At 45.5% G+C, this 16,322-nt stretch carries 11 protein-coding genes and 1 rRNA gene (1 of these 12 running past the window's edge); all 12 read right to left on the minus strand.

Going from position 1 to position 16,322, the window contains the following annotated elements; translation table 11 throughout:
* Nucleotides 1-1,314 (minus strand): 16S ribosomal RNA (locus tag IGI76_RS15420) (it extends 246 nt beyond the left edge of the window).
* A 660-nt stretch (nt 1,315-1,974) separates the two neighbouring features.
* Nucleotides 1,975-3,468 carry a lysine--tRNA ligase gene (lysS, locus tag IGI76_RS15425; protein ID WP_005230758.1) on the minus strand — a complete coding sequence of 498 codons (1,494 nt, stop codon included), beginning with the start codon at nt 3,466-3,468 and terminating at the stop codon, nt 1,975-1,977.
* A 96-nt stretch (nt 3,469-3,564) separates the two neighbouring features.
* Complete coding sequence (gene dusB, locus IGI76_RS15430; RefSeq protein WP_060791889.1) at nt 3,565-4,578, minus strand: tRNA dihydrouridine synthase DusB; 1,014 nt, start codon at nt 4,576-4,578, stop codon at nt 3,565-3,567.
* A complete protein-coding gene (gene hslO / locus IGI76_RS15435) occupies nt 4,579-5,460 on the minus strand; it encodes an Hsp33 family molecular chaperone HslO (protein ID WP_060791888.1) in 882 nt (293 codons plus the stop codon).
* A gap of 142 nt (nt 5,461-5,602) precedes the next feature.
* The gene (gene ftsH, locus IGI76_RS15440) at nt 5,603-7,711 is read right to left on the minus strand and encodes an ATP-dependent zinc metalloprotease FtsH (protein WP_010749000.1); all 2,109 of its coding nucleotides are present in this window, start codon (nt 7,709-7,711) and stop codon (nt 5,603-5,605) included.
* A gap of 73 nt (nt 7,712-7,784) precedes the next feature.
* Nucleotides 7,785-8,330, minus strand: coding sequence for a hypoxanthine phosphoribosyltransferase (gene hpt / locus IGI76_RS15445; protein WP_005230750.1), 546 nt, complete (start codon nt 8,328-8,330; stop codon nt 7,785-7,787).
* 19 nt (nt 8,331-8,349) lie between these two features.
* A complete protein-coding gene (gene tilS, locus IGI76_RS15450; protein WP_333718805.1) occupies nt 8,350-9,750 on the minus strand; it encodes a tRNA lysidine(34) synthetase TilS in 1,401 nt (466 codons plus the stop codon).
* Nucleotides 9,751-9,850: 100 nt separating this feature from the next.
* The gene (locus IGI76_RS15455; RefSeq protein ID WP_010748998.1) at nt 9,851-10,294 is read right to left on the minus strand and encodes a S1 domain-containing RNA-binding protein; all 444 of its coding nucleotides are present in this window, start codon (nt 10,292-10,294) and stop codon (nt 9,851-9,853) included.
* A 74-nt stretch (nt 10,295-10,368) separates the two neighbouring features.
* A complete protein-coding gene (locus tag IGI76_RS15460; protein WP_005230746.1) occupies nt 10,369-10,815 on the minus strand; it encodes an FtsB family cell division protein in 447 nt (148 codons plus the stop codon).
* An 83-nt stretch (nt 10,816-10,898) separates the two neighbouring features.
* Entirely contained in the window at nt 10,899-11,165 is a 267-nt protein-coding gene (locus IGI76_RS15465; RefSeq protein WP_333718806.1) for an RNA-binding S4 domain-containing protein, read from the minus strand.
* Entirely contained in the window at nt 11,152-12,783 is a 1,632-nt protein-coding gene (locus IGI76_RS15470; RefSeq protein WP_333718807.1) for a polysaccharide biosynthesis protein, read from the minus strand. Before IGI76_RS15470 ends, IGI76_RS15465 begins: the two co-directional genes overlap by 14 nt.
* A 15-nt stretch (nt 12,784-12,798) precedes the next feature.
* Nucleotides 12,799-16,317, minus strand: coding sequence for a transcription-repair coupling factor (gene mfd, locus IGI76_RS15475; protein WP_333718808.1), 3,519 nt, complete (start codon nt 16,315-16,317; stop codon nt 12,799-12,801).
* Nucleotides 16,318-16,322 lie beyond the last annotated feature (5 nt).

Consider the following 16,322-nt stretch of genomic DNA (forward strand, 5'->3'; position numbering starts at 1 on the left):
AGAGAAGCTTTAAGAGATTAGCTTAGCCTCGCGACTTCGCAACTCGTTGTACTTCCCATTGTAGCACGTGTGTAGCCCAGGTCATAAGGGGCATGATGATTTGACGTCATCCCCACCTTCCTCCGGTTTGTCACCGGCAGTCTCGCTAGAGTGCCCAACTAAATGATGGCAACTAACAATAAGGGTTGCGCTCGTTGCGGGACTTAACCCAACATCTCACGACACGAGCTGACGACAACCATGCACCACCTGTCACTTTGCCCCCGAAGGGGAAGCTCTATCTCTAGAGTGGTCAAAGGATGTCAAGACCTGGTAAGGTTCTTCGCGTTGCTTCGAATTAAACCACATGCTCCACCGCTTGTGCGGGCCCCCGTCAATTCCTTTGAGTTTCAACCTTGCGGTCGTACTCCCCAGGCGGAGTGCTTAATGCGTTTGCTGCAGCACTGAAGGGCGGAAACCCTCCAACACTTAGCACTCATCGTTTACGGCGTGGACTACCAGGGTATCTAATCCTGTTCGCTCCCCACGCTTTCGAGCCTCAGCGTCAGTTACAGACCAGAGAGCCGCCTTCGCCACTGGTGTTCCTCCATATATCTACGCATTTCACCGCTACACATGGAATTCCACTCTCCTCTTCTGCACTCAAGTCTCCCAGTTTCCAATGACCCTCCCCGGTTGAGCCGGGGGCTTTCACATCAGACTTAAGAAACCGCCTGCGCTCGCTTTACGCCCAATAAATCCGGACAACGCTTGCCACCTACGTATTACCGCGGCTGCTGGCACGTAGTTAGCCGTGGCTTTCTGGTTAGATACCGTCAAGGGATGAACATTTTACTCTCATCCTTGTTCTTCTCTAACAACAGAGTTTTACGATCCGAAAACCTTCTTCACTCACGCGGCGTTGCTCGGTCAGACTTTCGTCCATTGCCGAAGATTCCCTACTGCTGCCTCCCGTAGGAGTCTGGGCCGTGTCTCAGTCCCAGTGTGGCCGATCACCCTCTCAGGTCGGCTATGCATCGTTGCCTTGGTGAGCCGTTACCTCACCAACTAGCTAATGCACCGCGGGTCCATCCATCAGTGACGCAAAAGCGCCTTTCAACTTTCTTCCATGCGGAAAATAGTGTTATACGGTATTAGCACCTGTTTCCAAGTGTTATCCCCTTCTGATGGGCAGGTTACCCACGTGTTACTCACCCGTTCGCCACTCTTTTTCTTTCGGTGGAGCAAGCTCCGATGAAAGAAAAAGCGTTCGACTTGCATGTATTAGGCACGCCGCCAGCGTTCGTCCTGAGCCAGGATCAAACTCTCATAATGATTTGTTTGAATGACCATACGGTCATTAAGCTCATAAAAATTAACTTTGCTAGCTATTGCTTGCATGTATTTGTTTCAATAAATTGAAACGTCCTACACATTGGTTCGTTTGCTTGCTTCGTTCAGTTTTCAAAGGTCTACCGTGCTGTGTTAGCAACTTTTATATCATATCAGAGTGACATTTAATTGTCAACTCTTTTTTAAAATTTTTTTCGCTCGTTGTTTTTCAACTTCGTAGCGGCTGTCTCAGCGACTTAATTAGAATAACAAATGATTTGTTATTTGTCAACAACTTTTTTCAATTAATTTTGTTGATGTATCAACATCAATTAACTATTTTAAAATTGCGACTTCGTTATAATATCATCTGTCGAGCTGTGCGTCAACTACTTTTTTCAATTCTTTTTAGGAATTCATTTAGTCATTTGGCACATGTAATAATATACCAACTAAATCCCTTGCGGTCAATCATTTTCTATGGCTTTTTTCAATTTTTACAAACCCGTCTAATCGCATTGGATCCAGCTTTTATCGTTCGCATTTAATCCGTTTTCCGACAACTTTCGTGGCGCTTTTCCCTCTAATTCCTCGCTGTTTTTCACCCTGATCCAGCAGACAAGAAAAAAAGCCGCCCATCTCTTGCGAGTGGACGGAGTTTTTTTATCTCATTGTTGGGAATAATAAAACGTCGCGAATCGATTGCGCATCTGTCAACAGCATCACTAAGCGATCGATCCCGATCCCTAATCCACCAGTTGGCGGCATACCGTATTCAAGTGCTTCTAAGAAATCTTCATCCACCCCATGGGCTTCATCATTTCCTGCTTCGCGCTCTTTTTCTTGCCCTTCAAAACGTTCTCTTTGATCGATTGGATCATTTAGTTCCGTGAAGGCATTCGCAAATTCACGACCAACGATAAATAATTCAAAGCGGTCGGTAAAGCGTTCATCTTCTGGATTCTTTTTCGCTAATGGCGAAACTTCCACTGGATGACCGAAGACAAAGGTTGGCTGCTGTAACGTTTCTTCAACAAATGTCTCAAAGAATTCATTGATGATATGGCCAACAGTCATGGCATCAGTGATTTCAACATGATGTTCTTTCGCTAAGCTGCGGGCTTCTTCAACGGACATTGGTTGCCAGAAATCAACACCTGTTTGATTTTTGATTGCATCGACCATATGGATTCGTGCAAAGTCGCTAGCTAGATCGACTTCTTGTCCATCGTATTGGATCGTTGCTGTATGCAAGACTTTTTCAGCAGCATTACGGATAATGCCTTCGGTCAGATCCATCACATCTTTGAAATCTGTATATGCCGTATACGCTTCTAGCATTGTAAACTCAGGATTATGGGTCGTATCGATCCCTTCATTTCGGAAAACGCGACCGATCTCATAGACTTTTTCCATGCCGCCCACGATCAATCGTTTTAAGTGAAGCTCAAGAGCGATCCGTAAATACAGATCCATGTCTAAGGCATTGTGGTGGGTAATGAAGGGACGAGCCGCTGCACCACCTGCTTGATTATGCAATACTGGCGTTTCGACTTCGATATACCCATGACCGTCAAGGTAACGACGAATTTCGCTGATGATTTGGCTTCGTTTCATGAAACGATCAAAGCTTTCTTTATTACTGATCAAATCCAAGTAACGTTGACGGTAGCGTTGTTCTACGTTCGTCAAGCCATGGTATTTGTCAGGCAATGGACGCAATGCTTTTGATAAGATCACGATTTCTTTGGCTTTGATGGTCACTTCACCGGTATCGGTCTTCATGATTTCACCAGATACGCCGAAGAAATCACCTAAGTCTGCGTGTTTGAATACTTCGTAAGGTTCATCCCCTACTTGGTCTTTACGTACATATATTTGAATACGGCCTTCGCGGTCTTGTAAATGTGCAAAACCAGCCTTACCTTTTCCACGTTTTGTAACGATTCTTCCTGCAATGCTTGCTGAAAGATTCATTTCGGCTAATTCTTCTTTGGTTCTTTGATCAAATAACTCATGTAACTCGGCAGAATTATGGGTGCGTTCGAATCGCTTGCCAAAAGGATCAATGCCTTCTTCCCGTAGTTTTTCCATCTTTTCACGGCGAACCAACATTTGATCATTCAATTCTTCTTGTGTTTGTCGTTCCTCTGTCACGAGTTTTCCTCCATTCTTAACTTGGGTTTCCTTCTTATAATGCCAATGATGACGCAAAAAATCAAGCCGAACTTTCGAATCGACTTGATTTGTTTCTTATTCCTTAAGAGTTGCTAGCGGCTGTTTTTCGGTCTTTTCCACAAATGCATCTAATAAATCAAAAATCGTCTGCTTATCTTCCGCTTGGTTGATAGCTGCCTTCACTTTGGCTGCCCGCGAAATACCTTTTAAGTAGTACGCAGCATGTTGACGAAATTCTCGCGAAGCGATTTTTTCCCCTTTTAGATCAGCCAAACGTTCTAAATGAAGTTTCGCTGTCGAAATTTTTTCTCGCGGTGTTGGTTCTGGCAATAACTCGCCTGTCTCCAAGTATTGCTTGGTGCGGTGGATCATCCATGGATTGCCTAACGCTGCCCGTCCGATCATCACTGCATCTGCACCGACTTCTTCCAACATTCGCTTGGCATCTTCAGGGGTTTTGACATCGCCGTTGCCCATAAAGGGAATCGTGATACTTTGCTTCACTTGTTTCAACACGTCCCAATCAGCCGATCCTTCATACATCTGTACACGGGTTCTGCCATGCATACCGATCGCTGCGGCACCCGCTGCTTCTGCGGCTTGGGCATTTTCAACCGCAAAGATGTGCTGCTCATCCCAGCCGATCCGCATTTTTACGGTAACGGGCTTGTCGATCGCACTGGAAACAGCATGGACCATTTCATAAACCTTGTCGGGATCTAAAAGCCACTTCGCACCAGCTTCTGCTTTGATGATTTTGTTTACAGGACACCCCATGTTGATATCAATGATATCGGCAGTTGTGTTTTCTGCGACAAATTGCGCTGCTTCTACTAAGGATGCTTTATTCCCACCAAAAATCTGAATACTAAGAGGATGCTCGGTCTCGTCAATAAATAGCATCTCAAGGGTCTTCTTGTTCCGCAGTTGAATCCCTCGATCACTGATCATCTCACAGACGACTAAACCCGCGCCAAATTCTTTGACTGTCACACGAAACGCAGAATTGGTGATCCCTGCCATTGGCGCAACGACGACGCGGTTGGGAATCTCAACCGAGCCGATCTGCCATGTTTGTCTATCTTTCACTTACGCTTCCGCCTCTTTCTTCAATGCCGCCAATTCCGTTTCATCAAAATGATACTTGTTGCCACAAAACGAGCAGACTGCCTCTGCCCCGTGGTCTTCATCGATCATCGCTTGGATCTCATCAGCCCCCAAGGTAATGATCGCCGTCGCAAATTTTTCTTTCGTGCAATCACAATGGAACTGGACTGGCATTTTTTCTAGTACTTCGATCGTCGTGTCTGGCAACAATGTCTCTAAGATCTCTTCTGGTGATTGTCCTTCATCGATCAAGGTTGATACTCGAGGCAATTCTCCCAAACGTTTTTCGATGGCATCAATGATCTCTTCACTGGCACCAGGCATGATCTGCAGCATAAACCCACCGGCTGCCCGAATCGAATCATCGGTTTCTACTAATACACTCAGACCAACAGCAGAAGGAATCTGTTCTGACACTGCTAAATAATAAGTAAAGTCTTCCCCAAGCTCCCCAGAGACGATCGGTGTTTGTCCAGAGAAGGGTTCTTTTAGCCCTAAGTCTTTGATCACGGTAAAGATCCCTTGGTCACCCACTGCGCCCCGAACGTCCAATTTCCCTTGAGGGTTCAACGGCAGACTGATCTGCGGATTTTTTATGTATCCTTTTACGTCCCCACGGCCATTGCTGTCTACGACGATTGCCCCAGCAGGACCATTTCCTTGAATTTTGACGGTCAATTTGTCTTCCCCTTTTAAGGTACTGCCTAATAACAAACTTCCCACCATCGCTCGCCCTAAAGCAGCGGATGCCGTATTCCATGTTTCATGGCGTCGTTGTGCTTCGGCGATCGTTTCTGTTGCCGATACTGCATATGCTCGGACGAAGCCGTCATATGCTAGTGCTTTTACTAAATAATCCTTCATCTTGATTCTCCTTTTTATTCATTAATGAATCATACTAGGAAGCGCCGCTTTTTTCAACTGAATGTGTTTGAATTTAAGGAAAGTCTTCTTAAATAGAAACAAAAAGGCACCGAGTTTCCTCGGTGCCTTGATACGTCTTGTTTTAGGCGTTATCATCTTTGTTTTCTTGATCAGTCGGTTGGCTTTCGCTATTGCGGCGAACGTCTTCCAATTGTTGATCAAAATCGTTTGATGGTGCATCTTCGCTGTGTTTTTCTGCAGCTTGCTTCTCTGCATCTTTTTCTTCCAGCGCACGTTTCGCTTCTTCAAACGTTTGAGCTTTTTCACTAGGATACTCAGAGCTTTCGGTTCCTTCAGGCATTTTGCCTTCTTCAAACAAGGATTTGATTGCTTTGGCATCTAATGTTTCATGTTCAAGCAGTTTTTCAGCGATCAATTTGTGCTGTGCACGGTGTTCTTCAATGATTTCATGGGCTTTTTGATGAGCATCCATTAAAATCTTGCGAACTTCTTGATCGATTTCAAAGGCAACTTGTTCAGAGTAAGCTTTTGTTTGACCATAATCACGACCAACAAAGACTTGATGGTTTCCTTCATATTGAACTGGACCTAACTTGTCACTCATTCCATATTCTGTCACCATGCTTCTTGCAAGCGCAGTTGCTTGTTCAAAGTCATTGGAAGCACCCGTTGATTGTACACCGAAGATGATTTCTTCAGCCGTACGACCACCAAGCAACCCAACGATTTGTTCAAACATATCTTCTTTGGTCATCAAGAATTGATCTTCTTTCGGCAAGGCGATCATGTAACCACCCGCACGTCCCCGAGGAATGATCGTTACTTTGTGTACCACACGGGCACGACTCAAGACTAACCCAACAATGGTATGTCCTGCTTCATGGTAAGCAACCATTTCACGTTCGCGTTTGTTGATGACCCGATCTTTCTTCGCAGGACCAGCGATCACGCGGTCTTCTGCTTCATCGATATCTGAAGCATCGATTTTTTTCTTGTTACGACGAGCAGCAACTAATGCCGCTTCGTTCAAGACGTTTTCCAGATCCGCACCGGCAAAGCCTGGTGTTTGTTGGGCAACGACTTTCAAATCAACATCATCTGATAAAGGTTTGTTGCGGGCATGGACACGGAGGATCGCTTCACGACCTTTCACGTCTGGACGACCAACCAAAATCTGACGGTCAAAACGACCTGGACGTAGCAACGCTGGATCTAGAACATCCGAACGGTTCGTTGCGGCAATGACGATCACGCCTTCGTTTCCATCAAAACCATCCATTTCAACCAATAACTGGTTCAATGTTTGTTCCCGCTCATCATGTCCGCCGCCCATACCGGCACCACGTTGGCGACCGACTGCATCGATTTCATCGATAAAGATGATGGCTGGTGCATTTTTCTTCGCTGTTTCAAATAAGTCACGCACCCGGCTTGCACCGACACCGACAAACATTTCAACGAAATCTGAACCAGAGATCGAGTAAAACGGTACGCCAGCTTCACCAGCAACGGCTTTGGCTAGTAATGTTTTCCCGGTTCCTGGAGGCCCCTCAAGTAAGACACCTGCTGGGATACGAGCACCTAATTCAACGAAGCGTCGAGGATCTTTCAAGAATTCCACGACTTCGACAAGCTCTTGTTTTTCTTCTTCTGCACCGGCTACGTCTGAAAAACGCACGCGGTTGGCTTTTTTATCCGCTTCTTTGGCTTTTGATTTGCCAAAGTTCATCACACGGCCGCCACCGCCACCGCCGCCACCTTGTTGGCTCATCATCATGTAGAAGAAGAAAATGATGATCACAAGTGGTAAGAAGCTAACCAAAAGCGATAACCAAATGCCGCTGTTGGATTCTTCTTCGATCGTGGTTTTGACCCCTTCTGCCGAGGCCAAACTGGTGACTTCGCTTAGTGTGGAATCATTCGGTAAAATGATCGTTGAAAAGCGGGTCGAACTCGCCTGTGTATTGCCTAAAACAGACAAGCTGTTGTCATTGCTGACGGTTTGTTCTTCATTGTATTCACCCACGATTCGATACACACCGTTAGCGGGTTGAACAGTAAACTGTTTGATCTTCCCGTCTTTCAGTTGCTCTGTAAACGTGGAGTACTCGATCGTTGGGGTCTGCTGATTGCCATTTCCAAAAATGAAATAAACGACCATGACCATCGCCAACAAGACAAGTACATAATATAAGGTATTTTTTACCATACCGTTATTTTTCTTATTCATGCGTACCTCCCTGGCTATTTTGTTTTATCAATCCTGACCATTTAATTGTATCACAATTGATTTAGAACAGTCACTAATTTGACTGATAAACACTAGGTTTTAAGACGCCAACGTAAGGTAAGTTTCGATATTGCTCTGCATAGTCCAGTCCATATCCAACAACAAACTCATTTGGCACATCGAAGCCGACATAATCTGCATCGATCTCAACAACACGACCTTCTGGCTTATCTAATAACGTTACAATTTTCACTGATTTCGCTTTACGGTATTTGAATAGATCCACCAGATAAGCCAATGTGCGACCGCTGTCAATGATGTCTTCAACGATCAAGAGATCACGGCCCTCAACATTTGTATCTAAATCTTTGATGATCTTGACTTCCCCAGATGAAATCATGGCATTGCCATAACTTGAGACATCCATGAAGTCTAACTCCAAGTAACAATCCATCTCACGAACGATGTCTGCCATGAAAGGAACGGCACCTTTCAGCACACCTACGACTAGAGGATTTTTATCCGCATAAGCCGCCGTTAATTCTTGACCAAGTTCCACACAACGATTTTTGATTTCGTCACGGGAAATCAAAATTTTCTCAATATCTTTATCTAGCATAAAGTTCTCCTTCCAACTCTTACTCCTGGTATTTATAAAGAAGTATGTAGTGTATTTTATCAGTTTCTGGCGCAATACTCAAATAGGAAAATGTATGAGGTAGTAAGGCAATCACCTCTTTTTCAAGGTTTGTGACGACCCAACTTTTTTCTCGCACTTCATTAGGAATTTTTGAATCGATAAAAAAACGACTGATCTTTTTGGTCAGACCACGCGCCAAGCGGATTCGGTCTCCCGGCTGGCGCTTACGCACCACCAGCTCAGAGGAATAGTTTAGCGGTAAATCTTGGGAAAACTCTGACCAATTTGTGATTTTTTTGGGAATATGCTGTTCATTTATCGGAAAATACCCAATCCATTCCTTTTCAGAAAGATAGATCCCCTCCCCTAAAACCAGTCGCTGACTAACTTCTGTCAACGGCGCTGCAGGCTTTTGGGGAACAGTAACAGGTTCCAATAACAATTGGTCATAACTGCGCCGCAGCTGCCACTGTTTGTGCAACGCCAATTGCCATTGCCCTTTCTTTTCATCTAGCAGACGCAATAACTGCGGCAGCTGTTTTTGATTGAGGGGCTGTTTCGTAAAAGCCTCTGCTTGCTGTAAAAAACCCGCATAGAAAAAATAGCGTTGCGCTGGCGAAAACGTCGGCAGCTGCTGCAGATTGATCACTAAGCGAGCAGCTTGCTGTTGAACGAACGCAGACAACCATTGCTGCTGCTCTTGTTGGATCAGCTGATTGGCGAACTGTACTTCTTCAGAAAGCTGTTGAAAATGCGGCAGCAGCTGCGGATTTTCCGCTTTTAAGGCTGGCACTACTTGCTGGCGTAGTCGGTTTCGCAAATACAGCGGTTCGTGATTGCTTTCGTCTTCAAAGTAGGGAATCTGCTGTGCTTGCGCATAGTCGTAAATCGCTGCCTTACTGACAGTAAGCAGTGGACGCAACAAGATCCCTGTGTGAAAAGGCTGCTGCTGTTTCATACCGGCAGCCGATCGCAAGCGACCTTCTCGCATCATCTTCATCAACATCGTTTCTACTTGGTCATCACTGTGGTGAGCAGTCAGCAAAACATCATAGCCTTCTTGAGACATGACGTCGGCAAAAAATGTATAGCGAAAGTTTCGAGCGCTAGCTTCTACGCCGTTTTCTGGCGGATTTTCCCAGCACCGCTCGTAAAAAGGAATGCCGCGTTCTTGGCAGTACTGCCGTAAAAAAGCCGCTTCCTTGGCAGATGCTGGACGCAATTGATGATTCACATGTGCCACACCAAAACATGGCTCTTTTTGCATTTCAGGAAACAACTGACAAAAGATCTGCAACAAGACCATCGAATCGACGCCCGTCGATACCGCCAGCAAAAAGCGGCGTTTTTTTTCAGGATCGATGGCAGTGAGTTGCCCTCGAACGGTTTGAATGACCATCGTTTGCCCTCCTTCTCATTTGGTAATCCCACAAGAAAGAAAGCTGAAACAAAACGAACCAACAGTTTTGTTCCAGCTTTTTCCAACTTGCTATTCATGTTTAGTTACGGCGTCCGCCGCGGCCACCGCGTTTTCCTTCTGTATTTCGACGTAATGACGAAAGACGATCATCACTATCTTTTAGAAAAGAACTCATCAATGAATCGAAGTCTTGTTTATTTACATTCGTATTTTGATTGCGTGAAAAAGATTTTTTCGGATTTGGTCGATTGAATTCTTTTTTCGGGTATTCACGTTTTTCTTCCGGTTTATCTTCTGCTTTGCGGATCGATAGGCCGATTTTTCCATCGTTGCCGATTGCCGTAACAAGTACTGTCACTTCATCCCCAACAGACAACACGTCGTGAATGTCTTTGACGAATCCGTTTGATACTTCACTGATATGCACCAAACCAGTTTTCCCTTCACCAAGATCAATGAACGCACCAAAATTTGTAATACCAGACACTTTGCCCTTTAGTTTCGCTCCAACTTCGATTGACATATAAAAAATGTTCCTCCTAATTTTTACCCATTTAAAATAATTCAAACTACTGCGCTGAGTAGGTATGACATTGCTTAATCTTGTGACTCTGTGGATGATGATTCTTGTCCGCTTTGCGAAGAACGCTCATTGGTGTTTTGAGAATCCGTCCCGTCTGGCAAGACTGGATAGATTTTTTCGCCATCTTTTGAGTAGAAGAATCGGCTGCGGGCCAATTTTGCCACATACTCATCGTCTTGCAGCAAGGCAACGTCTCGCTCCAGTGAAGCCACCTTTTGTTCTGCCTCTTTTTGTTCGGCGACTGTTTCCGCCTTATATTCCTTTAGCTTTTGCAGGCGCATTTGATCGTTGAACATTTGAATCCCTACGATCGCAAATATCGCTAATGCCGCCACGAAAAACGCCACCAGCCGACGTCGGCGAAACACGACTTGCCGCCGCTCTTTTTCAAACTTGGCAAATTGCTCTTTCGCATAATCGGTCTGCAATAGTTCTATTTTTTTATTTGATTCTTTTGCCACCTGAACTCGCTCCCGTCGCTGTCTTTGTTTTTTACATTATACCAACATCCGCAAAGCTTGTCTAACTGAAAATGCCGTAAAAATCAAGCATTTTCTGAGATTCTTTCCTCTGAAACGATCTCATACATTTTTGCAGCGTCTTCTTTTTTCGTCGATTCATGCAATTCATTGACTTTTACTTCCAAGACCTTATTCCCGAATTGAATGCGCATGATATCGCCTACTTTGACGTCACTGCTTGACTTGGCTAATTTGCCGTTGATCTGAATGCGTCCCTTGTCTGCCACTTCTTTGGCCACAGAGCGACGCTTGATGATGCGGGAGATTTTAAGAAATTTATCTAATCTCATGTTTTTCACCTCTTCTTAATAGTTTCTTTCCAAATGGAACTAACAGCCATTCGCGAATCGTTAACAATTTGATTTTGATCGCTGCCCCGATAAAGGCTGCGCCTCCCAGACCGACACCGCCTAGGCAAAAAAGCAGTGCCTGTAGTCGATGGGTCAAAGGACCGTTCAATAAGATCGCAACGAAGCTATAATATAAGAATAGCACGCTTGCCATGATCCCTAAACAAATAAATAGTTTTTTTCCATAATTTCCTTCATGCCAAAAGTGATTGATGCTGCTTTGTGCTTGACGCTGTTCGGAAACCACAAAACAGCATAAGGTCGCGCCTAACCCCAACAGTGTACTTATACTCGCTCCTGCAGTCCCATAAGAAGCAGTCAGCGGCCACATCGATAGACATTTGATCAAAAGACCGATCCCCGCAGCGAGCAAGCCGAAGGTGTAGGTATTGCGACTTTGTTGAATGCTTTGATAGGCTTGGATCGTCGCCATCAGAGCGATGGAAAAGACAAACAATACCAGCGCCGCATTGCCAGAACCGTCTTTGAATAAGGCAAAGTTGATATAAGGCAGCAAAATCGCTAAGCCCACGGCGGAAGCCGAAGCAATCCCGATCGTCAGGCGCAAATACATTTTTGCCGACTTTTCAAACAGCTGCTGATTTTTTACCGTCAAATACTTGGTCAACGTTGGCAAAAACGTCGAGCTTAACGCCATCGCCACCACAAGACCTAGTTGGACGAGGGGTTGTCCGCGATCATAGATCCCTTTTGAAATTCGGGCTGCTTGTGCCGTCATCCCCCCCGCTTCTAGCGCATTGGTCAATAAAAACGAATCCGCTAACTGGAACAAGATCAAATAGCCGCTATAAATCGTCAACAGACCGCCTTCTAAGAAGAACCGTTTCTTCAACGAGGCGGATAAACCAGCGGGATTTTCTCCTGTACTGGTGACTGGTTTGTGCCATAGCGACAGGCGTTTGCCGTTGATTTGTCGGCTATAATAACTTAAGATCCACCACGCCGCAAGGCCCCCGACTAAGGCACCCATCATGGCGACAGTCCCCGTTTGATAAATCGTCCAGCCCAATTGCTGGAAAGCTGCCGCAGCACCTAAAATCACACCAACTCTAAGCAGCTGCTCTACGACTTGGGAAACTGCTGTCGGCACCATTTGCAAATTTCCTTGAAACATTCCTCGATAAAAGGTCAAAGGTGGGACAAATAAGAAGGTAAAAGAAACGACTCGAATCAAGCCCGCCAGTTGGTGGTCCCCCATCACTTGTGCGATCGGACCAGCAAATAAAAAGGTCACCGCCCATAAACCGATCGCAGACCAAAGCACGAAAGGCGTCAACGCTTGCAGCCGTTCCTTGCTTTTCAAAGGATCGGGTTCTTCAGCAACAATGCGGGAGATAAACTGTGGCAACCCTGACAACGCTAACGTCATCGCCAATCCATAAATCGGATAGACTTGTTGATACACATAAAACCCTTCGTCCCCTACCAGGTTCTGAAAAGGGACCCGATAAACGGCACTTAAGATTTTTGCGATAAAGGAAGCGATCGTTAAAATAAACGCCCCTTCCATCGTACGCTTCAATTGTGATTTCGGCATCCCGCTGGTTCCTTTCTAGCCTTGGCTGGCGTATTTTTGTTCCCGTAACGCTTTGACAAAATCTTGGATTTCTAATAGCCAGGTGCTTTCCTTCATCACTGGCGGAATCTGTAATTTGATGGTCATTTGCTCATGATCGACACCCATCGTGGCTTTTAATTTAGTAGCTTTCAATGCTTCAAACAGCTGCTCCACCGAATAATTTTTCGTGCTGACTTTACTCAAAGTAAACGACACCGTCTGCTGCTGCTTGCGGATAGTTTCTAACAAGGCACGATCGCCGTTCATCTTGATCTCGCCCACCGTTAAGAGATGCGCCACTTCTACAGGGTATTCACCGAAACGGTCTAACAGATCATCTTGAAGTTCATCAACTGCTTCTTGGGATTCCAGCTCACGAATTCGTTTGTAGATCTCGATTTTTTGTCGTTCGTCTTCAATATACGAAGTCGGTAAGTAGGCATCGATCCCCAGATCGATCTCGACGGTCGTTTTTTCTGTTTGGGTATTTTTCCCTTGTTTCCGAGTGACTGCTTCAGACAGCATTTGCGAGTACATGTCAAACCCGACTGCATCGATAAAGCCGTGCTGCTGCGCCCCCAATAGATTTCCCGCTCCACGAATCGAAAGATCTCGCATCGCGATTTTGAAACCTGACCCCAACTCGGTAAAGTCCTTAATGGCTTGCAGGCGTTTTTCACTGACTTCATTCAACACTTTTTGCTGTTCATACATGAAATATGCATAGGCGACCCGATTGCTCCGACCGACACGACCGCGCAGCTGATACAACGTCGAAAGCCCCATGTAATCGGCATTTTCCACAAACAACGTATTGGCATTGGGAATATCCACACCGGTTTCAATGATCGTCGTCGTCACCAACACATCGTATTGCCCTTCAATAAAGTCAAACAGGGTATTTTCCAATTGAATCTCGGTCATTTGCCCGTGGGCATACGCGATTCGTGCGTCTGGCACTAACGCCTGCAGTTCTTCGACTTTCCGCTCGATCGTATCGACACGATTATAGAGATAAAACACTTGACCTCCCCGTGCCATCTCCCGTTGGATCGCTTCTCGCACTGCTCCTGGATTCATCTCCATCACATAGGTTTGGATCGGGTAACGATTTTCTGGTGGTGTTTCGATCACAGATAAGTCCCGCACGCCTAGCATCGACATATGCAATGTTCGTGGGATCGGCGTTGCCGTCAACGTCAACACATCGACTTGCGAACGCAGTTGTTTCAAGCGCTCTTTGTGTTTGACCCCAAACCGTTGTTCTTCATCGATCACCAACAAGCCCAAATCAGCAAACTCGACATCTTTTGACAATAATCGGTGGGTCCCCACCAAAATATCGACTTGCCCTTTGCGTACTTGCTCGATCGTTTCATTCTGCTGTTTTTTCGTCCGAAAACGACTCAGTACCCCAACATTGACGGGGAACCCTTCAAAACGATCGACCATCGTTTCATAGTGCTGCTGCGCCAAGATCGTTGTCGGTACTAAGAAAGCCACTTGTTTGCTTTCTTTAATCGCTTTAAAAGCAGCCCGCAGCGCCACTTCTGTTTTCCCAAAACCGACATCCCCAACTAACAAGCGGTCCATCGGCTTTTCTTTTTCCATATCCCGCTTGATCTCTGCCGTACTGCGCAGCTGATCATCGGTTTCCGAATACGGAAAGGCATCTTCAAATTCTTTTTGATAGGCATCGTCTGGTTGAAAGGCATAGCCTTTTTCTGATTCGCGTTTGGCATACAATAAAATCAAATCATCTGCGATGTCTTCAATTTTAGCCGTCACTTTGCGCTTGGTCTTCGCCCACTCGCTGCCACCTAATTTATTGATTTTCGGTGTTTTCGATTCGGAAGCCACATATTTTTGAATCAAATTCAGTTGGGTGACTGGAATAAAGAGCTTGTCTTCGTTTTGGTACAAGATCGTCATGTAATCTTGGTGGACGCCATCGACTTCTAAGGTTTCCATGCCAATGTACTTCCCGATCCCATGATTCGCATGGACGACATAGTCGCCCGCTTTTAACTCATTGTAGCTTTTGAGCCGTTCCGCATTGGTGACATTTTGCCTGCGGGCTCTTTTTTTGTTCATCTTTTGGAAAATTTCTTTTTCCGTAACCACCACTAGCTTGTCTTGCGGCATTTCAAAGCCGCTTTGCAAACGTTCCACCACGATTTGGGTGCGTCCTGTAAACAGGCGGTCTTGTTGCGTCTGCACGGCATAGATATCATGATCTCGCAGATCTTGCTCTAACTTCTTGGCCCGCTCTTGGTCACTGACCAGAAAAATCACCGTCTGCTGCTGCTTCTCCCAGCGATCGATTTCAACTTTCAAGAGACCCATTTGGCTGAAAAACTGCTGCATCGGCCGGTATTGGAATTGATGGATCGCTTGGAAGCGAATGTTCCCCATTCCTTTTTGGAATAAAGAAAAGAAGCTGGTCACAAAGGTTTCTTTTTGCAGCAGCTGATGGACATCGATCCCGAATTGCTGTTCAGAAAAGACCCGCAGCTCCGCTAATTTTTGGGTATGCCACTCCGCCTCTTCCCGTTCGATCTCACGATTGGTCTCCATGATCCGAGCATAATCATCGATCATCAAAAAGGCATCTTCAGAAAAATAATCTAAGACACTCGTTTGCTGACGATACAGTAAATCCGTGTAATAACGGGCACTTTCACCAGGAATCCCTGCTTGCCATTGAGAAGCCAACTGGCCAAAATAATCTTCTAAAAAGGCGCGATCGGTTGCTTCTTTGGTGACTGCCAACCGTTTGTTCAATAATTCTTGCAGCTGCTTTTGCCCCGCAGCTAAATCTTCCGCTGAGAAAACCAATTCGGTAGTGGGTAAAATAGCCACTTGCTGCAGCGTTTCCACTGAGCGTTGCGTTTCCACGTTGAAAGAACGCATCGAGTCGATTTCTACATCGAATAACTCGATCCGTACGGGATATTCGGCGTTTAATGGATAAATATCGAGGATGCTCCCACGAATACTGAATTCGCCAGGTTTGCCAATCATTGACTGACGTTCGTAACCCATCAAGATCAATTGTTGCGGCAAACGCTCTAAATCGATCTCATCGCCGATCTGCCATTGAAATTGATTGGCTAACCAGGTTTTCTTTTCAGGCAAATACTTTCGCAAAGCCGCTACCGGCAACACATAGATCCCCGTTTTCCCTTGAGAAACAGCATTCAGCGCTGCCACGCGTTCTTCTCTGGCTTCTGGTGAAGAAAAAGCCATTTCGGCTGACAACACTTCATCCACTGGAAAAACATAGACATCTTCCGTCACATTGCGCAGATCTTCGGCTAGTTGATTTGTATAATAGAGATTTGGGGTCACGACGATCACTTGTTTTTGAAATGCCTGATACACACCAGTGATCGCTAATGTTTTTGCCGATCCAGCTAGACCTGTCAGTAATTGCCGGGGGGCCTGTTCACGTAAACCTGTATACCAAGCCGCCACTGTCGGCACTTTATTTATTAATTCAATTAAATCCATCTCGG

Source organism: Enterococcus sp. DIV2449a (assembly GCF_051711225.1).
Classification (GTDB): Bacteria; Bacillota; Bacilli; order Lactobacillales; family Enterococcaceae; genus Enterococcus_D; species Enterococcus_D casseliflavus.